Raw genomic sequence first — 17,125 nt, 5'->3', positions numbered from 1 at the left:
TCTACTCCGAAGCGGAAACTTCTCCACGAGGCTTCCGTCTTTTGGAAAAGGCTACCCGACTTCTTCCCATTCGGCGCTTAAGCTTGCCGGATTCGTGAGCGGCTGTCCGATTTCCCGGCTTCCGGGCGTAGCACTCTCGCTCGGAGAGGCGGATCAAGTCCTGCAGCGTCTGCTCGTCTTCGATAGGCAGCGGGCTTAGTGAGGCTACATATTCCCGCACCGTTTGGGATGCGGACCTTGGCCCATACAATCGATAGGCTCGCTTCCAGGCACGGGCCAGCTCTTTCTCGGCGGCGGCCGAAATCAAGTGGCGTTCAAAGGGAGCATCCTGGCGCTTCGAGAGGAGTTGCCTCCTATGCCGACGGGTATACCGTACGGAGACAACGACAGCAAGCGAGAGCAGCAATAGCGCCGCGCCCGGATAGAACCATCGCTCTCGCGGATGGCGGTCCAGCCAAGCCTTGACCGGCTGCCAGATATCCAGATACGCCGAGATAAAGAAGGCATCCAGACGCTCCTTCCCCTTGTTCAGCCAGGGGCCAAGCCAGTCATCGAGGGATTCGATGCCTGTGAGGCTAAATCTCCCGCTTGCTGATGGTTCGGATGTCCCGCCTCCGGGAACGGGGGAAGGCGGTGTCGGGTCAAAAACAGCCCAGCCGATTCCGGCAAAGTACACTTCCACCCAAGAATGGGCGTCGCTGTTGCGGACGATGACGTTGTAGGTGGAAGACGGCTCGCTGCTAGTCGCAACCTTCGTGTCTGCCGCGCTTTCCGTTGAGCCGGCTGCAACCGCCGGACTTGCCGCGCTTCCCGTCCCTCCATCCGTCGTTGTCCACTCGCCGGGAGAAAAGCCCTTCACATACCGGGCGGGTATACCTGCTGCACGGAGCAGCACGGCCATTGCCGTGGAGAAGTAATCGCAATAGCCGACCGGATTCTCAAACAGGAAGTGATCGACAAAATCAGTCCCCGTCTTCGGAGCTTCGGCTTGCAGGCTGTAGGTATAATGGCTCTTCAGATACTGTTCAATTGCGAGCGCCTTGTCATAGGGGGTTACGGCCGAAGAAGTAACCTGGGCAGCCAGTTCACGTACCCGCAGAGGAAGCTCGTCCGGAAGCTGCAAATAAGCATCCGCAATGCTTTGCGGGTATTCTCCTTCACTGCTGCGAAGCAACAGGCGGTCCTGCACGGCGGCTCGGGTTACCGCCCGATAGCTTGCGGGAGCTTCGCCTCCGTTCACCATCGCTTCGCCGGTGTCGGATGAGAGCCTTATACGCTCCAGCGGGTAACCATCTCCATTCGCGCTGAGAGCAGAGTCCAACGCAACCAGTTCGCCTCCGATAAGCAGACTGTCGCTCTGTAAGCCGACCCGCCGTACTTCTTGGACCAGCAAGTCAGCATTAGGGCTAACAGATGAAGCCTCCCCGTTCCCGTTTGCCCGATCCGCAAGATTACCCGTAAAATACGCCCTCTCTCGGTTCCCGACAGTCTCTATCCGGGGCGAAATCAAATCCTCATCCCCGTTCCCGCCATTCGGCAGCGACTCCCAGCCCGTGCCCGTGTACACGCCTTTGACTGTTCCACGCCAATAGGTCGGCTTCGAAACACGCGCCGTGAACGCAATGGACGAATCCGGCTCTAGGGGGCCGCCAAGCCGACTGGCTTCCCGGCTGTAGCCGACCTTGCCGCTAGCTATGGCTGCGTGATTTCCATCTGCTGGCGGCATTTCGAATCGGCTGGTGATGGATGAGGCCAGCCAGCCCCAATCAAGCGGCGCCTGACTCGTCGGCTTGTCCGCACCAGCAGCCAGTCCGCCAGCCAATGAGAGGCCGATGAGGAGGATACCTGCGGGCAGCCACGCCGCAAGGATCGGCTTCTCCGGCGCCGCATTCGCCATACCGCTGGCCTCCCGTGAATGCATCCTCAGCGAGACGAAATTTTGCAGTCCTGCGAAGGTTAGGCCGATGGCGGCGGTCCGAACAAGACCGTGCGACGTATCCAAGCCCGCAGCAAGCTCCGCTAGCACAAGCCCGCTAAGCACAGCGCCACTCAACCACAGCGGCCGGCAATATTCGACGAGCCAAAGCAGCACGGCGGCGAGAGCCATCCAGCCGAGCAGAAAGGCGAATGTCCGGCTTTCCAAACTTACGGCATCCCAAGCACCGCCTCCGGCGAGCAAAACATCTTCGGCAACCCCCCGAAAAAAGCCCGACGCTGGACCGAAGCCCGGGAAGATGCCGCGATAGAACAGCCGCCCGATCGTCCACAAGCAAACAGCGGTCACGGCAGCCGGTTTCAGAAGCCGAGGGAGCGGTAACGCGGTTACCAGAAGACCGAAAGCCAATGCGGCGTAGAACAAGCCGCTATTGAATACTTCGTCCATAGCGGTCAACTGCAGAACAGCCTGGAGGCATTCACGCAGAAGCGCAAACACGAAACCGGCATAGAGCAGCCTTGCGCCGGTTCCGATTCTTCCTTCGCTTGAAGTCTCAGGAGCCGGAGGGGACAGGAGCGTGCGCTCGAGATTCGGCTCGTTATTCATCTTAAGCGATAGTGCCATGTAGGGCTCCCCCTTTTGCTCCCGAATCGTACACGGTGCAATAAGAGCAGCCGGAGCTGACGAATCTTGCCTCCGGTCGAGAATCGTCTCTATTCGGCGCTTCCGCATCCCGATCCGCTTTTTGAACGTGAACGAAGACTACCCTGCGCGATCTCGCAGCCAAGCGTTCACAGCCTGCAGCGAGTCGGTCGTCGGGATTTGCGCTTATGACATAAACGCTGCACGCTGCAGGAAGCTCATTCGCTTGCTTGCAGATAAACGCTTCCGGAGCTTCATGTCTCGCAGCATCTTCAGCAGGCTTCGCCAAAGCTGCCAAAATGAGCAGCAGCTCCTCCAACCCGTTCCTGCGGTACCCGGATGCTGTCGCACATCCTCTTGCAGCCGAAGCTTCCCCGCTCTCCCCCACGCAAGCGAAGCCTAGCTGCGCGCCTTGTGCGGCAGCTTGAACAAGCAAACCTGCCGCCGCTTCAATCTCCGTCTCAAACAACTCCCTGTTCCGATCCGCAAGCAGGACAAAGACGCGGTCCGGCTGCCGAGTCTCCGAGTCCACCGTTTTAAGCGACCCGGTCCGGGCCGTGGCAAGCCAATGAATGGATCGAAGCGGGTCGCCGGATTGATGATCGCGAATGCTCTGGGATGGCTCAGACCCGATAACACCCGGGCGAGAATCGCCGGCGGCTCCTCCGGAGCCCTTCCAATCGCTCATCCGAGGAGGCGAGAGCGGGATGGGCAGCACGGCAAGCTCAGCATCCAGCGGAAGCCGCTTCGTCACGATAAGCAGTCCGAACAAATCCCCCGTCGATAATTCGATCCCCTCGTGGCGATACAGTCCCCGTTCGGTGTCACGAATGACATAGCGGCAGCCCACCGATCGCCTCTTTCCCGGGTAAAGCAGCCGAGAAGAGCGGTATTTCGGATTCCCGGCAGCATCCTTCCATACTCCGGTCACACGGAGCCAAGGCACGGGGAGCCAGCCCGCAAGCCGAAGATTCAGCTTCACCTGGACGTCCTCTCCCGCCACGATCCGTTCCGCCGAAACCCTCATTCCTCCGCAGGCCCCTTTCAGGCAAAGAGCGGGCATGAGAAGCGCATAGAGCAGTAGAACTCCCAAGCTGCCTGCCAAGAACCAAGGAACGAAGCCACCGCGAACCACTCCGATACCAACAGCAGCCATCCAAAAGAGCGCATACGCCGCGAACAGCCGATAGCGTTCCATAACCCCCTCCCTCACGAACGTGCCCCCCGTCCCATCGGAATGCCTGGAACGGCAGTCCTCTCCAAGGTTTCGTTCACAAGCTCCTCTGCAGATCGGCCGGCATAGCGTGCCGCGGACGTGAGCAGAATTCGATGAGCAAAGGCGGGCACGGCAAGCTCTTTGATATCATCTGGGATTACATACGGCCTTCCTGCCATGAAGGCTTTGGCCTGAGCCGCCCGCATCAGTGCGACGGATGCCCGCGGACTCGCTCCGAGCGCCGCATCCCGGTGTGCCCGGGTATACGCCGCGAGCCTTGCGATGTATTCGCAGAGCGTTTCGTCGACATAGATTTCATCGACTTTGACCTGCAAGGCTAGAAGCTCCTCTCGCATGAGAACCGGACGCAGGCTTTCAAGAGGGGTTTGCGCTGCCCGTCGGCTGAGAATAACCGTCTCCTCCTGCAGCTCCGGGTAGCCAAGCCGGACCCTCAGCATGAAGCGATCAAGCTGTGCCTCGGGCAGTGAGAAAGTTCCTTCTGCCTCAACGGGGTTTTGAGTGGCGAGAAGGATGAAGGGCTCCGGGAGGGTATGCCGCTCTCCGTCCGCCGTGATCTGCTTCTCTTCCATCGCCTCCAGCATAGCGGCTTGCGTCTTCGCCGGAGTGCGATTCAATTCATCCGCCAGCACCAGATTCGCGAACAGCGGTCCTTGACGGAATTCGAAGCTATGAAGAACCGGATGGTAAACAGACGCTCCTGTCACATCGGAAGGAAGCAGATCCGGCGTGAATTGGATTCGTTTAAAGCTGCAATCGAGAGAGCGGGCCAGGGCTTTGACGAGCAGCGTCTTGCCGGTTCCGGGGACGTCTTCGATGAGGACGTGACCGCGAGCCAAAATCGAGACGACACAAAGCTCGATCGCCCCGCGCTTGCCGACGACCACCCGTTCTACGCTGCGAATAAGATTGTTTGTAAGGATCTCCGGCTGATCCCACTCCCGGAGTGAAGTTGTTCGATTGTTCGGTAAGATGGACATAAGGAAAGCCTCCACATTCGTGATAGCTTCCATTTTTCCCATCCCTCTAGCAATTTACACCCGTTCGGCAAAAAGAGTATAGAGCTTCGGTAGAGTCGGCCTCATCGATCCTGCAGCCCGGACAAATACAACAAGCGCGGCGAACATTCCGCTTCGACGACGCCCCCCGTTCCGCTGACAGCGAATCCCGTTATACGACCACCGAGCAATTCAATCGCTGTACGAAGAGCAATTCGCTGCTCTCCACTTGGCCCATTCGGAAGCAAGAGCAGCGGAGCGATCGTCTCCTTCCGGCCCGGGGCAGCGGCGATGACCGAATGATCCGAACCTCGCAGGATGAGGCGAGACAGTCCATATTGCAGAACGGCAGGCTTTGAATAGGGCTCCTCCTTGTACCAAGCCCCCAGCTGGGAAGCCAACGCAGGCACGGAAATCATGAATCGTCCGGCGGTCAGTTCATATTCCTTTTCCGAAAGGGTCCATACGGTCCCGTTTAGACGCACGATCAGCTTCCCCTTCTCCACAGAAAGCGGCTCCTTCCCTCCAACGGGCGGCGATAAGCCATCCGGTTGTTTCAAATGGAACGGGTCTCCAGCCGCACCGCTAGATCCTGTGCTTCCCGCTATTCCGCCTGTCCCCTTGCTAGCTGCAGAGCCTCCAGACGTCCTGATCGCGCTCTTGCCGCCTGCTTTTATGGAATCCGCTTGCGCTCCGTCCGCTAGCAACCGACTTGGCTTCCCATAGAGAGAAGCATGGGTTCGCGAAGCCTCCAGCAGCTTGGCGAAGGTCTCCTTTCCCATCGACCGCTTCCACTTCGCCTTGCCGAGCCGAAACTGGACGGGTGACACATCCGAGTCCAGCTTTTCAAACCGGTAGCCGTTCTCTTTGAAGTGGCGGATGATCGCGGGCAGCGCCTTCACCGTCTCCTCATGCCCCGCTCCGTCATGCATCAGCACGACCATTTGATTTTTCAACGGCGCTTTCAGAACTGCATTCTCGATGGATTCCGCGGGTACCCCGCGGCGGGACGCATCGGTGCTGTCTACATTCCAGTCGAACACCCGATACCCCGCCTGTTCGAGCAAATAAAAGTAAAAGGAATCGAAGTTCGTATAAGAGCCGCCCGGGGGACGAAGCAAGGATGTCCGAATGCCGGTGATTTTGAAGAGGATATCCTCCGTCTTCGAGACCTGTCCCCAAAATGCCTCATAAGAGCCGTACAGCTCTTTGTAGACATGATTGTAGCTGTGATTGCCCAGCGCATGCCCTTCCTCCACGACCCGTTTGACGATCTGCGGCCGCAGCTCAGCGAGCTCGCCCAATTCGAAGAACGTTGCCTTGACTTCCTCCGCCCGCAAAATATCGAGCACTTCCGGCGTCAGCTTGCTCGGCCCGTCATCGAAGGTCAAATAAACCACCTTCTCGCTGGATCTATCGGCAGCCCCATCAGGAGTAGAGGCCGCTGGAATCAGCTTTCCGGAGCTAAGAGTTTGATAGAGTTCCGTAGTCAGGGACGAATCCCCTGAGGCTTGCGCTTCGGCCGAGGCCACTGCGGCTCCGGCGTCTCCCAGCAGCAAGAAGACGGCCATAACAGCAGCCGTCATCTTCGTAAGCCAGGATTGTTTCGAATTGGCTCCGTTCATGCGATTTCCCTCCGTTATCCCCGCACTCGAAAACAAGTGCTATCAATTCACGATTGATAGAGTATATGGGAGAGAAACGGCGGTTATTCCTCATGGATTCTGCGGGTAATGCTGCGAGATCATCCTCACCGTCTTTTTGTCACGAAGCAGCGGCGCTCTGCTCTCCTTCGGCTGTAACCAGCTCCAAACCTTATCCATCACCAGACTCATGTTGGAACGGCCTTCCTCATCCAGCAAATCCGTGCGGAAGTAATCGGTGTGGCCTCCCCGGATGACAACGGGCTCCGACTTGCGCGGCGCTCCGATGCACGGTCTTCCCCACCACGTGACGTAATCGCCGATGCGGCCCGCTTTGCGCAGGCTCTTCACCTTCCCCTGCCAATCCGAAGCGATGCTATGCACCGGCGCTCCGACAAGGATCACCTGTTCAACGGTATAGCCCCGATCCTCCAAAAGCTTCGCGGTCTTGTAGGCGGCGACCCCTCCGCCGCTGTGTCCGATGAGGACGAGGCTTCCTCCCCCGCAGCGGTCGTAATCCTTGCGGATTTCCCGAAAGGCCCGGTATCCGCCCGCATTGCGGTAATACTTGACGTACATATCGCGGCTGACGCGAAGCGCCTGGCGAGCCAGGAAGCGGTAGAATCGCTTCATCGGCACATCGTCCATCCATCCGTAGGGATAGATATCGCGGACATGGACCGGAGTGATTCCAACCGCTGCATAGCGGCGAACGATGTCGGCCATCGCCGGACCGAACAGATTCCCCGACCGCCAAGTTCCGATCCCCGACAGAAAATACACCGACTTAACCGGCTCCGCAGCCGGTTGATACTCCAATGCCTGATCGGCTCCGTTCATATTCGTTCGCACCTCCGCTCCGCTTCTCCCCATACATTATTCTTCAACCTCGAATTAGGCTCCTCAAACAAGCGGTACCCGCACGGACAGAATTCAATAGAAAAAAGCTCGCAAGCGAGTAAACCGGCCTGTTGCGGTCTCTCTCTTCCAAGCCTTTCGCGAAGAAACCGGTTGGTTATTTCGCCATACTAGAGGTTTGAAGACAAGCTTTTGGTCTACCCTGTCCTTACCGGGCTGGCACCTCTGCCTTCAATGCCTCAAGCGCAGCCTCCACGTGACCGGCCACCTTCACCTTGCGCCATTCCCGAAGAAGCGTGCCATCCTCTCCGATCAGGAACGTGGAGCGTTCGATTCCCATGTATTCGCGGCCGTAGTTTTTCTTGAGCTTCCAAACCTCATAGGCTTCCGCAGCCTGATGCTCTTCATCCGAAAGAAGCACGAAGGGCAGCCCGTACTTCTCTACAAAGCGGGCATGAGATTTCGCCGGGTCTGCGCTCACCCCGACAATCACCGCCTGGAGATCGGCAAATTCCTTATGCCGGTCGCGGAAATCGCAAGCCTCCGTCGTGCAGGTCGGCGTCATGTCTTTCGGATAAAAATATAAGATCACCTTTTGTCCGCGAAAATCGCTCAGTCGTACCGTCTGTCCGCTCGCTGAGGGAAGCTCGAAATCCGGTGCTGCTTGTCCCACTTCAATCGCCATTCGTCCATCCCGCCTTACCGCCGTCAACAACAGCTTTTTGCTTTCATTGTAACAGACTTCGCCTTTTCATAAAAAGAAGCCGCCCCGAAGCGGAACCGCAATCCGCGATCGAGCGGCTGTTTCCCGTATCCCCCCAAGCATCAGAAGCTGGATGCCAACCAGAAAATGCCGTAACCCACAAGCAGGAACAAGACAACCAAACAAACGCTAAATCCGATCTCCGGACCGTAATGCTCAAAGACGTAATTCAGCTTTTCCCTCCGGGACAGGTCTTCATATACCTCCACCTCAAGCTTGCGGTACCCGGTCAAGGCATGATAAGCCTCTGTCACTTTGGAAAAGATCGGTCCGCCCGGATAGGAGGGCTCGTCGTCGCCCTTGTTCTTGTGCCGTTTGGCGAGGAGAAGGTACTTCGATTCGATCTCCTCTTCCCCCGCTTCTCCGGCTAGCCCTAACACAGTAAGGGCTTCCGTCCGTTCGATCATGTCACCTGCTCCTTTCTATGGATCGCTTTGACGCTGACAGGATCTGCCGATACCATAAGGATGAGCGCACAACTTGGCGTTTATGCATGCGGGCGAATGAGATTCGACAAGGCCTGACATACTTTTCGTATTGCAGCCCGTTACGGAAACACCGTATAATAGAGCAGGTACTGCCCTTTTTTCGCATTTCAGTGGGGATCTGATCCCAAGCAGCATGATATCCGTCACAATGAACAGGGCCTATCGCCCGCCCCCGGAAGGAGTTTGCAAATGCGCAAAGCAATGAAATGGCTCGCGCTGACTTTGTCTTTTGTTGTGATCATCTCGGTTGGTTATTATGGATATTCTTTATACAGTTCCTTAAACGGCCTGCACAAGGGCGGAGCGATTTCGAACATCTTCGACGGCAAAAAAACCGAGAACCTCGGCTACCAGGAACCGGCTTCCACTTATGTTCCGCCTGAATGGGTCGGAAAAGACCGCGTGAACATCCTGCTTCTCGGCGGAGACTCCCGCGGCAAGACGGACGGCGAAATTCCCCGATCGGACTCTATCATGATCGCTTCAATCGATCCCGTCACGAAGAAAGCGGCGCTGTTCTCGATTCTCCGTGATACCTATGTGGCCATCCCCGGCCATGGAAAAGAGCGGATCAACGCCGCTCTCGCTTACGGCGGACCGAATCTCGCCGTCGAGACTGTGAGCAATTTTACCGGACTTGAAATTCAATATTATGTCTACACCGACTTCCAAGGCTTCATGTCCCTCGTCGAATCAATCGGCGGGATCGACATCGATGTCGAGAAGGATATGGATTATGAGGATGCCTGGGACGGACATGAGTTCGACATCCATCTGAAAAAGGGCTACCAGCATCTGGACGGCAAAACGGCGCTTCAATACGTTCGTTTCCGCCATGACGCCACCTCCGACTTTACGCGGACGGAGCGTCAGCGCAAGTTCATGACGGCTGTCGCTCAGAAGATGCAGACCACGACGAACATCTTGAAGCTTCCGAAGATTATCTCTGCGATGGATCCTTACATCGAAACGAACCTGTCCGTCAACGACATGCTTCGCCTCGGAACGCTCGGCTACAAGGTGCTGGCTGGCACCGTGACTGGGCAGCAGCTTCCGCCGACGGATCTCGTCCAGGATCTGCGCGTAGGCGGTGCGCAAGTCGTCGGCACAGACGAGGAAGCCGTACGTGCGTTCATCCAAGATTTCCTTGAGAAGCAGTTGGCAACGCCCGAACCATCCTCGTCGACGGCCCCTTCGGGCTCGACTGCTCCAAGTTCAACTCCACCTGGAGCGTAGCCCGCTTACATGTTCTGCTGGACTGATGAAGCGAAGTGAACGGGCACAGGTGAAGTCTCCCGTCGAACTGCTGACCCCTACTGCCCCTTACGGACACAAGTAGGCGGCTGAAGGGTTCATTAACCAACTAACCCTTACCGTTATTGTGGACAGTATACGTATGAATGAGATAGCTCCGGTGAATTTTCCGGTTAACAGCAATTTCAAGTCACATCGCAAGTCCCTCTAACCACACCTATAGCTTGATTGGTCAAGTCTTCGTTCCGGCGTCAAACCGCCTGCGAAGACTTGCTCCGTTCACGGGTCGTTGTTCCATCCTTCCCTTCTAAATTGATTTGCATTTACGCCCGTACCATCAAACCCAGCCTAAGGAGGCATATACATGAATCGAACCCGTTCCGAAGCGTTATACCAGGAAGCCCTCACCCATATCGTCGGAGGAGTGAACAGCCCCTCCCGTTCCTTCAAGGCGGTCGGCGGAGGCGCACCGGTCTTCATGAAGCGCGGGCAAGGAGCCCATTTCTGGGATGAAGACGGCAATCGCTACATCGACTACCTGTGTGCCTACGGGCCGATCATTCTCGGTCATGCACATCCCCATGTCACGGAGGCGATCACCCGAGCCGCGCAGACCGGGATTCTCTACGGTACGCCGACCGAGCTGGAAATCCGCCTGGCCAAGATGCTGAAGGACGCGATCCCGTCGATGGACAAAGTGCGATTTGTCAACTCCGGCACCGAGGCGGTGATGACGGTCATCCGGGTAGCTCGCGCCTTCACCGGCCGCAGCAAAATCATCAAATTCGCCGGCTGCTATCACGGCCATTCCGATCTCGTGCTCGTCGCGGCCGGCTCCGGCCCGTCCACCCTTGGCACGCCGGACAGCGCCGGGGTACCGCAGAGCATCGCCGGAGAGGTGATCACCGTGCCGTTCAACGACCTGGACGCGCTGGCCGTCGCCCTCGAGCGTTGGGGCGCGGAGACCGCCGCCGTCATGGTGGAGCCCATCGTCGGCAACTTCGGCATGGTCATGCCGCAGCCTGGCTTCCTCGAGGGGCTCGGCAAGCTGGCGCGGGAGCACGGCGCCCTCGTCATCTATGACGAGGTGATCACCGCGTTCCGCTTCCACTACGGCTCGGCGCAGACGTATGAGGGCCTCGTGCCGGAGCCGCTGCGTGCGGCGAGCCTAGACGGCCCTGCAGTGGGCAGCGCGGATGCATCCGCCGAAGAAGCCCGCGCCGCCTTCTTCAGCGCCATCGAGCCGGACTTGACCGCGCTCGGCAAGATCATCGGCGGCGGGCTGCCGATCGGCGCCTACGGCGGGCGCCGCGAGATCATGGAGCAGGTTGCCCCGCTCGGCCCGGCGTATCAGGCCGGGACGATGGCAGGCAACCCCGCTTCCATCGCGAGCGGCATCGCCTGCCTCGAGGCATTGGCGGAGCCGGGCGTCTATGCGCAGATGGACAAGCTCGCCATCCGGTTGACCGAGGGGATTGCCGAGTCGGCCCGCCGCCACGGCATCCCGCTCACGGTGAACCGGATTCGCGGCTCCTTCTCCACGCATTTTTGCGATCACCCGGTCACGAATTACGACGAGGCGAAGGACACGGACGGCGCCGCCTTCGCTCGCTTCTTCCGGCTGATGCTGGACAAGGGCATCTGCCTCGCCCCATCGAAGTATGAAGCCTGGTTCCTGACCACGGCCCACACAGAGGCTGATATCACCTATACCTTGGAAGCGGCGGAAGCCTCCTTCGCCCGAATGGCGGAACGAGCCGACTAACTCGCTAGCACGATCAATCCGCTTCTCGCGTCCCACTTCCTTACAAGCAACCCCGAATGGCGGAACGAGCCGACTAACTCGCTAGCACGAACACCCTTTTCCCGAATCGTGTGTGTTGGTGGCAGTCTTGAATGACGCCGTAGGTTGTTCCATATCGGTAGAACCCGCCTCCCTATCGCATATCTACTCGTTTGCTCAGATGGCAGCCCGGATTTCGCTCCGCGGCTGCTTTTTTGCGCTCGCAGCCGCTCTCTTTTTCCTCGAAAACCACGCTACATTCTGCCTTAGTGAGCTGCACCGAAATTTACAGGTGGATTTTTCTAGCAACGGAAGCAGCAGCAGCTATTTAGCTCAAAAAGGTACCTTTACACATCTAACGGAACTGGATGTAGTTATTTGACTTACTTCTGAGTGAATATCGGCGATTGACTCCCGTTAGCTGCGTATATCTCCGTTACATTTTTGAATCCTTACCTATCGAGTCAATAGCTGCGATAGCCGCCGTTAGAAATGGAGCGCAAGTTCTGCTTCTTGTCCGAGCCTATAGAGCCTATAAGAACGCTATTAGGGACTGCTCCAGAAGCCAACGCAGCCCATTGAAAAAGCCGCCCCATCGGGACGGCTTCGGACAAACTCACTTACCTATATGTCGATTCTTCTCTTAAAACGATGAAAGCCCTGCCTCTCTTCCATCCTTGCGGCTCCGATGACCGCGCCAGTGTGAATTAAGCTGTTCGCGCCTGTCTTTAGAATCGTTTCACCGGTGGGTTCTGAAATCCTGGAAGGAAGGATAATGCGGCGTAGCGGGGAAAGGATTCGGTTAACAGTCAAGTAAGGGGTTAATTGAGTTTGATACAAAGAGTTACTATACAGCATTTTCAGAAAGTTGTCAAACTCTTCGCTTGACGAACATTCGATTATACCTTTTCTTTCTCTTTTAACCTTGTGCGCAAGCTCCTATACTGGAAAACGAAAGTCAAATCGAAATCTCGGGTGGCTGTGCGCTGTGAACCATCCGTTAAAGAGAGGGTGGTTTCTATGGCCCATAACCCCTATATCATACTGGAGCGTTACCCGACAGTCGAGGAGCACCGGGCCTTATGGGAAGCGGTCGGCTGGGGGCCGATCGATCCCGAAATGGCCGAGGCATCGCTTGCGAGTTCGGTCTACGCCATCGTTGTCGCTTGCGATCATAAGATCGTTGGCATGGGTCGCATTGTCGGCGACGGGGCGATGTACCACTACATTCAGGACGTAGCTGTACTGCCCACGCATCAAAAGCAAGGAGTCGGGGGACTGATCACCCGGCATCTCATCGACTACATCAAAAACCGGCGGCATCCGGGAGGAATTGCCTTCGCGGGATTATTCGCTGCCCAAGGCTCGGAGTCTTTTTATGAAGGATTCGGATTTCAAAATCACGCGCCGGGCATGACCGGAATGTTTACCGTATACAGGGAGGAATAACGATTAACACTTTTCAAGAAGATTTGTTGATCCCTTGGGGCTGGAGCCTCAAATGGGCAGAAGCATTTGAACCTTACGCCGCGCTCGGCTATGTACCAGGACGGGTTACGGCGGAGCATAAGCAGCTGTACACGGTGCAGACCGAACGTGGCGAGCTGCTCGCCGAAGTGACAGGCAAGTTCCGATTTGCCGCATCGGAGCGGCAGGATTACCCGGCCGTCGGAGACTGGCTGGCCCTTGCCCCCCGCTACGAAGAAGGGCGCGCCACAATTCATGCTATTCTTCCGCGCCGCAGTAAGTTTTCCCGAAAAAACGCCGGATTCACTACGGATGAGCAGATTGCCGCCGTCAATGTGGATACGGTGCTGCTCGTCGCCGCTTTGAACCATGACTTCAATCTGCGGCGGCTGGAACGCTACCTCATTCCGGCTTGGGAGAGCGGAGCTCAACCGGTCATCGTGCTTAGCAAAGCCGATCTGTGCCCCGATCCCTCCCTCTACCTCGCCGAGACCGAAGGGGTTGCGCCAGGCGTTCCCGTTCATGCGGTGAGTGTTGTGACCGGAGTGGGGATGGATCAGCTTGCTCCTTACCTCGGAGCCGGCCAGACCCTCACCCTGCTCGGCTCTTCGGGGGCAGGAAAGTCCTCTCTGACCAATTACTTGGCTGGGAGCGACATCATGGCGACGCAGGCCATCCGGGAGGATGACTCCCGCGGACGCCATACCACCACCCACCGGGAATTGATCCAGCTTGAGGGTGGAGCGATGATGATCGATACGCCCGGAATGCGGGAGCTTCAACTCTGGGCCGCGGAGGACGGTCTTGGCGAAGCCTTCGCTGACGTCGAAGAGCTGGCGGAAGCGTGCCGATTCGGCGACTGCACCCATCGCAAGGAGCCCGGCTGCGCCGTTCGGGCCGCTCTTCAGGCCGGAACGTTGGACGAGTCGCGCTACGAGAACTACCGCAAGCTGCAAGCGGAGCTGGCGTTCGTCGCCCGCAAGGAACAGCAGAAGCAGCGCATCCTCGAGAAGGGCACCCGCAAGAACGCACAGCCCTCTCGCAGCAATGTAAGAAGCACGCAAGCTGACGACTGACCAAGTAAAAAGGAACAGGAGAAGCCCCAACCGGGACTCTTCCTGTTCCTTTTCTACTTAAGAGTGTTTTTGAAAAATCGCAGAATCGCCCGAAATCCCGTTGAATCACCTAAACATGGATAAGAATTGCCTGATGGAGAGCCGCTTTCACTTCCATCGGGTTAAACCCGCTCAATCGGGAACGATCCTGCTTGATGGTCTGAGTCCACTCATCCCTGTGTCCTTGCCCCGCTTCTTGAACCGTGCCGCCTCACATTCATCCCGCTTCTTCTCTTAGATTCTTGGGAACAATTGTTGAGGAAACTTTACCCACCTGCGCAGCGTCTATTTCTCATCATCCTATTGACGAGGTGACTCATGAAAAAGTTTATGCTCGGCTTGCTCTGCGGTGCGCTGCTTGCCAGCTCCACCGTTGCATTCGCCGCTTCTCCCCTTCAAGCCCGCTTGTTTCCCGCAGGATTCACTATCAACGGCAAGGAGGTGCAGCTGGACAAAGCTTACAAGGTTCTGGAGGCGGACGGTCATACCTATGTGCCAGTCCGATTCGTTGCCGAGAATCTGGGAGCAACGGTGGGATACGAGGCGGATTCCCATCGAGTCTACATCCAGAACGGCCCTCTGACCGTCGGCGACCCGAATTTCCCGGGCGTGTCGGTCGGCAACCTGATCTTGACCCGTTCAGGCAAGAACACTAGTGTCATCGGGCAGCTTCAATACGCAGGGGTCGGGAATACCAAGAACAGCTTGGAAGCGAGTCTGACCTTCTATAACGCCGCGAACAAGAAACTCGGCAGCGCAATCTTGAAGGGCAGCTTCGGAGTGGACACACAGACATTCACAACAACGGCAGCCGGTGATCTGAGAGGGTATCAAACCGTCATCCTGCAAGTAACGTCAGAGAATGGGAAGTCCGTAACCCCCGCCTCCACCCTCCTCTACGAGAACAAGGAGTACGGCTTCGCCCTCGCCCTGCCCGCCGCTGCCTGGAAGGATAAGTTCACCGTGGAGAAAGAGGTGGACCCTGAAACTCAACTTGTCACCCTCGGCTTTATCGACAAAGCCAATCAACAAACCGGCGGAGTCGTATTCCGCATCCAGATCTATCCGAAGAAGCTTTGGAACGAATCCGGTAAAAGCATCCTGGAGATCGTACCCTCCTGGCAGATCGGAGAAACCCAAGACCGGGTCTACGCCATGATTGCCGCATCGGATGTTCAATACAATCTGCAGGATGAGGCCCTCGCAAGCGAGTACGAGGCGATGCGCCGATCCATGGAGCGCATTCGTGTCTCCTTTGCAGCGCTTCAATAGGCGCACCGGTCCCGGTCCATCCGTCAGCTGCAACATCGACATGAACGGTTGAAATGTTGCACAAAAAGCAACATTTCTTACCCAATAAGCTAGTGGGATGACGGAATTCCCGTTGGGATGGGCTTGGCTAGGGTGAGATATCCATGGCGTTTAAGTTGATAAAGCCAGAATCCGAACGGGTAACCGGAGAGTTGCTTCAATCCTGCGAGCGGATCCTTCAGCGGAGTTGTGCTCATCATCTGGCCCTCTCCGATCTCCCTCAACCGAAAGACTCATAAAAAGGACCTCATTTCCCAGTAACCATGGGAAATTGAGGTCCTTTCATTCGTTGTGTAAGTTGTCTCCCTAGTAAGTAAAGGCTTCTTCGACAACCTCTCTCCTCTTAGCAAAGCCACTAATCAGGCCGCACGCACCGTGCGCCTTGCAGAGTACCATTTCCAGCCGAGACCTGCGAGATCGGTAACGACACCTGCGACAGTCAGCATCAGGAAGGGCATCATGCCCAGCGTGTAGCGGGTTTCCGGAATGAACAGCAGCTGCACGCCGAGAAACAGGAAGAAATGGACGGCCAGGAAGCGGTAAGGCCTGCGGATAAACGGCATGATCGCCGTCAGCGACATTCCCCAGTAGACGAGGAACTTGTGCAGCGTGCGCAGGACATTTTCCCAAGGCTTAAAGTCAAGGTATACAAAGTAATGCGCAGCATAGATACCGCGGAGGAACATCGCCTTCGTCTTCCCGGTCGTAAACCAGCGAATCCACGTGTTGGGGTCGTCCTTCAAGCCCTGCTTGATCCGTTCGATCCCAAGCTCCGTCTGATGATCATAATCGATGTCGTTCCACGGGATCGATTTTTTGAAGTAAGGCTCGGTCCCGGCGAGAAACGGGTTGCCGGAGCCCTGCGACAGCAGGATGAACTTGTCCATCGTGATCAGGTTGCGAATCCACCAAGGAAGCATGAGGATGGCGAAGGCGCCCGCTCCGATCGCGATCTGCTTCAGGAACAGCTTCTTGTGCTTCGCCCACAGGAACAGGTAAGGAACCACCGTGATGATGATCGTGTTGGGACGGACCAAGGTGGCCGCCGCCGCCAGCGCTCCCGCGATGATATGATCGGACACGCGATTGTCCTGGATGACCCGTATCTGGTAATAAATCGTCGCGAAGAATAAGAGCAGGAATAGATTTTCCGTCAAGATAAGGCCCGTTACAAAGAGATAAGGCCCGTAGATCGTTGCGATTGCAGCTGCTATGAGCCCCGCCCAACGGTTAAACAGGCGGCCGCCGATCAAGTAGATGAAATAGATCATCCCTACCGAGAAAAAGCAGTTGAACACCCGAATCACCGTCAGCGTGTGATTCATGTCCGCATAGCCGAATACTTTAAAGATCCCGACGAGAAACAACGGCCAGCCCGGGGGAACCTTGGCGTTCGGCGTTTCGGTCTTGTAGCCGTAGACGCCGTCCTCGATAATTTGAGCCGCCATGACCGTGTAGTAGTACTGGTCGTTCTTGATCTCTGGAAAATTATACTTCGTCACATAATCAAGACGCATGAGGAATGCGACAGCCAAAACGATCACAATCAGGTATTTGGCTGCAGCTTTGAAACGATTGCCACTTGCTGCCACGGATTCGGTCAGCCCCTTTTCAACGGATGGTGGAATGCACA

General features: G+C 56.8%; 13 protein-coding genes. 5 read left to right on the top strand and 8 right to left on the bottom strand.

What is annotated here, in order from left to right; all coding sequences use genetic code 11:
* Position 1: 1 nt before the first annotated feature.
* The 7 genes from BN2684_RS14105 to BN2684_RS14075 form a co-directional block, all read right to left on the bottom strand.
* Positions 2–2,560 carry a transglutaminase TgpA family protein gene (locus BN2684_RS14105; RefSeq protein ID WP_058302815.1) on the bottom strand — a complete coding sequence of 853 codons (2,559 nt, stop codon included), beginning with the start codon at positions 2,558–2,560 and terminating at the stop codon, positions 2–4.
* Positions 2,544–3,776: a DUF58 domain-containing protein gene (locus BN2684_RS14100; protein ID WP_058302814.1), complete on the bottom strand. Its 1,233-nt coding sequence runs from the start codon at positions 3,774–3,776 to the stop codon at positions 2,544–2,546. Before BN2684_RS14100 ends, BN2684_RS14105 begins: the two co-directional genes overlap by 17 nt.
* A gap of 11 nt (positions 3,777–3,787) precedes the next feature.
* Positions 3,788–4,792 carry an AAA family ATPase gene (locus tag BN2684_RS14095; RefSeq protein ID WP_058304552.1) on the bottom strand — a complete coding sequence of 335 codons (1,005 nt, stop codon included), beginning with the start codon at positions 4,790–4,792 and terminating at the stop codon, positions 3,788–3,790.
* 101 nt (positions 4,793–4,893) lie between these two features.
* Positions 4,894–6,435, bottom strand: a complete 1,542-nt coding sequence (locus tag BN2684_RS14090) for a polysaccharide deacetylase family protein (RefSeq protein ID WP_058302813.1) — start codon at positions 6,433–6,435, stop codon at positions 4,894–4,896.
* Positions 6,436–6,525: 90 nt separating this feature from the next.
* Positions 6,526–7,326 (bottom strand): thioesterase domain-containing protein, encoded by an 801-nt coding sequence (locus BN2684_RS14085; protein WP_058302812.1) that lies wholly within the window; start codon positions 7,324–7,326, stop codon positions 6,526–6,528.
* A 193-nt stretch (positions 7,327–7,519) separates the two neighbouring features.
* Entirely contained in the window at positions 7,520–7,996 is a 477-nt protein-coding gene (gene bcp, locus BN2684_RS14080) for a thioredoxin-dependent thiol peroxidase (protein WP_058302811.1), read from the bottom strand.
* A 140-nt stretch (positions 7,997–8,136) separates the two neighbouring features.
* A complete protein-coding gene (locus BN2684_RS14075) occupies positions 8,137–8,481 on the bottom strand; it encodes a hypothetical protein (RefSeq protein ID WP_058302810.1) in 345 nt (114 codons plus the stop codon).
* A gap of 270 nt (positions 8,482–8,751) precedes the next feature.
* Between BN2684_RS14075 and BN2684_RS14070 the strand changes: the two genes are divergently transcribed.
* The 5 genes from BN2684_RS14070 to BN2684_RS14050 all read left to right on the top strand — a co-directional run bounded on the left by BN2684_RS14070 (position 8,752) and on the right by BN2684_RS14050 (position 15,453).
* The gene (locus BN2684_RS14070; RefSeq protein WP_058302809.1) at positions 8,752–9,798 is read left to right on the top strand and encodes an LCP family protein; all 1,047 of its coding nucleotides are present in this window, start codon (positions 8,752–8,754) and stop codon (positions 9,796–9,798) included.
* A 382-nt stretch (positions 9,799–10,180) separates the two neighbouring features.
* Complete coding sequence (locus BN2684_RS14065; RefSeq protein WP_058302808.1) at positions 10,181–11,581, top strand: aspartate aminotransferase family protein; 1,401 nt, start codon at positions 10,181–10,183, stop codon at positions 11,579–11,581.
* A 1,038-nt stretch (positions 11,582–12,619) separates the two neighbouring features.
* Complete coding sequence (locus tag BN2684_RS14060) at positions 12,620–13,048, top strand: GNAT family N-acetyltransferase (RefSeq protein ID WP_058302807.1); 429 nt, start codon at positions 12,620–12,622, stop codon at positions 13,046–13,048.
* A 23-nt stretch (positions 13,049–13,071) separates the two neighbouring features.
* Positions 13,072–14,142 carry a ribosome small subunit-dependent GTPase A gene (gene rsgA, locus BN2684_RS14055; RefSeq protein ID WP_058302806.1) on the top strand — a complete coding sequence of 357 codons (1,071 nt, stop codon included), beginning with the start codon at positions 13,072–13,074 and terminating at the stop codon, positions 14,140–14,142.
* 357 nt (positions 14,143–14,499) lie between these two features.
* Positions 14,500–15,453 (top strand): copper amine oxidase N-terminal domain-containing protein, encoded by a 954-nt coding sequence (locus tag BN2684_RS14050; protein ID WP_058302805.1) that lies wholly within the window; start codon positions 14,500–14,502, stop codon positions 15,451–15,453.
* Positions 15,454–15,851: 398 nt separating this feature from the next.
* On the opposite strand, the gene BN2684_RS14045 is transcribed toward BN2684_RS14050, so the two are convergent.
* Positions 15,852–17,084, bottom strand: coding sequence for an ArnT family glycosyltransferase (locus tag BN2684_RS14045; RefSeq protein WP_058302804.1), 1,233 nt, complete (start codon positions 17,082–17,084; stop codon positions 15,852–15,854).
* Between the last annotated feature and the right edge of the window lie 41 nt (positions 17,085–17,125).

This window comes from Gorillibacterium timonense, assembly GCF_001457415.1.
Taxonomy (GTDB): Bacteria; Bacillota; Bacilli; order Paenibacillales; family NBRC-103111; genus Gorillibacterium; species Gorillibacterium timonense.
Note: the sequence above shows the minus strand (reverse complement) of the source record. Positions and strands in the feature narration are given on the sequence as shown.

Excerpts from the sequence above, each read along its gene's own strand:
- BN2684_RS14085 (WP_058302812.1), bottom strand. The coding sequence starts at position 7,326 with ATGGGGAGAAGCGGAGCGGAGGTGCGAACGAATATGAACGGAGCCGAT.
- BN2684_RS14065 (WP_058302808.1), top strand. The coding sequence starts at position 10,181 with ATGAATCGAACCCGTTCCGAAGCGTTATACCAGGAAGCCCTCACCCAT.
- BN2684_RS14090 (WP_058302813.1), bottom strand. The coding sequence starts at position 6,435 with ATGAACGGAGCCAATTCGAAACAATCCTGGCTTACGAAGATGACGGCT.
- BN2684_RS14050 (WP_058302805.1), top strand. The coding sequence starts at position 14,500 with ATGAAAAAGTTTATGCTCGGCTTGCTCTGCGGTGCGCTGCTTGCCAGC.
- bcp (WP_058302811.1), bottom strand. The coding sequence starts at position 7,996 with ATGGCGATTGAAGTGGGACAAGCAGCACCGGATTTCGAGCTTCCCTCA.
- BN2684_RS14070 (WP_058302809.1), top strand. The coding sequence starts at position 8,752 with ATGCGCAAAGCAATGAAATGGCTCGCGCTGACTTTGTCTTTTGTTGTG.
- BN2684_RS14075 (WP_058302810.1), bottom strand. The coding sequence starts at position 8,481 with ATGATCGAACGGACGGAAGCCCTTACTGTGTTAGGGCTAGCCGGAGAA.
- BN2684_RS14100 (WP_058302814.1), bottom strand. The coding sequence starts at position 3,776 with ATGGAACGCTATCGGCTGTTCGCGGCGTATGCGCTCTTTTGGATGGCT.
- BN2684_RS14095 (WP_058304552.1), bottom strand. The coding sequence starts at position 4,792 with ATGTCCATCTTACCGAACAATCGAACAACTTCACTCCGGGAGTGGGAT.
- BN2684_RS14060 (WP_058302807.1), top strand. The coding sequence starts at position 12,620 with ATGGCCCATAACCCCTATATCATACTGGAGCGTTACCCGACAGTCGAG.
- BN2684_RS14105 (WP_058302815.1), bottom strand. The coding sequence starts at position 2,560 with ATGGCACTATCGCTTAAGATGAATAACGAGCCGAATCTCGAGCGCACG.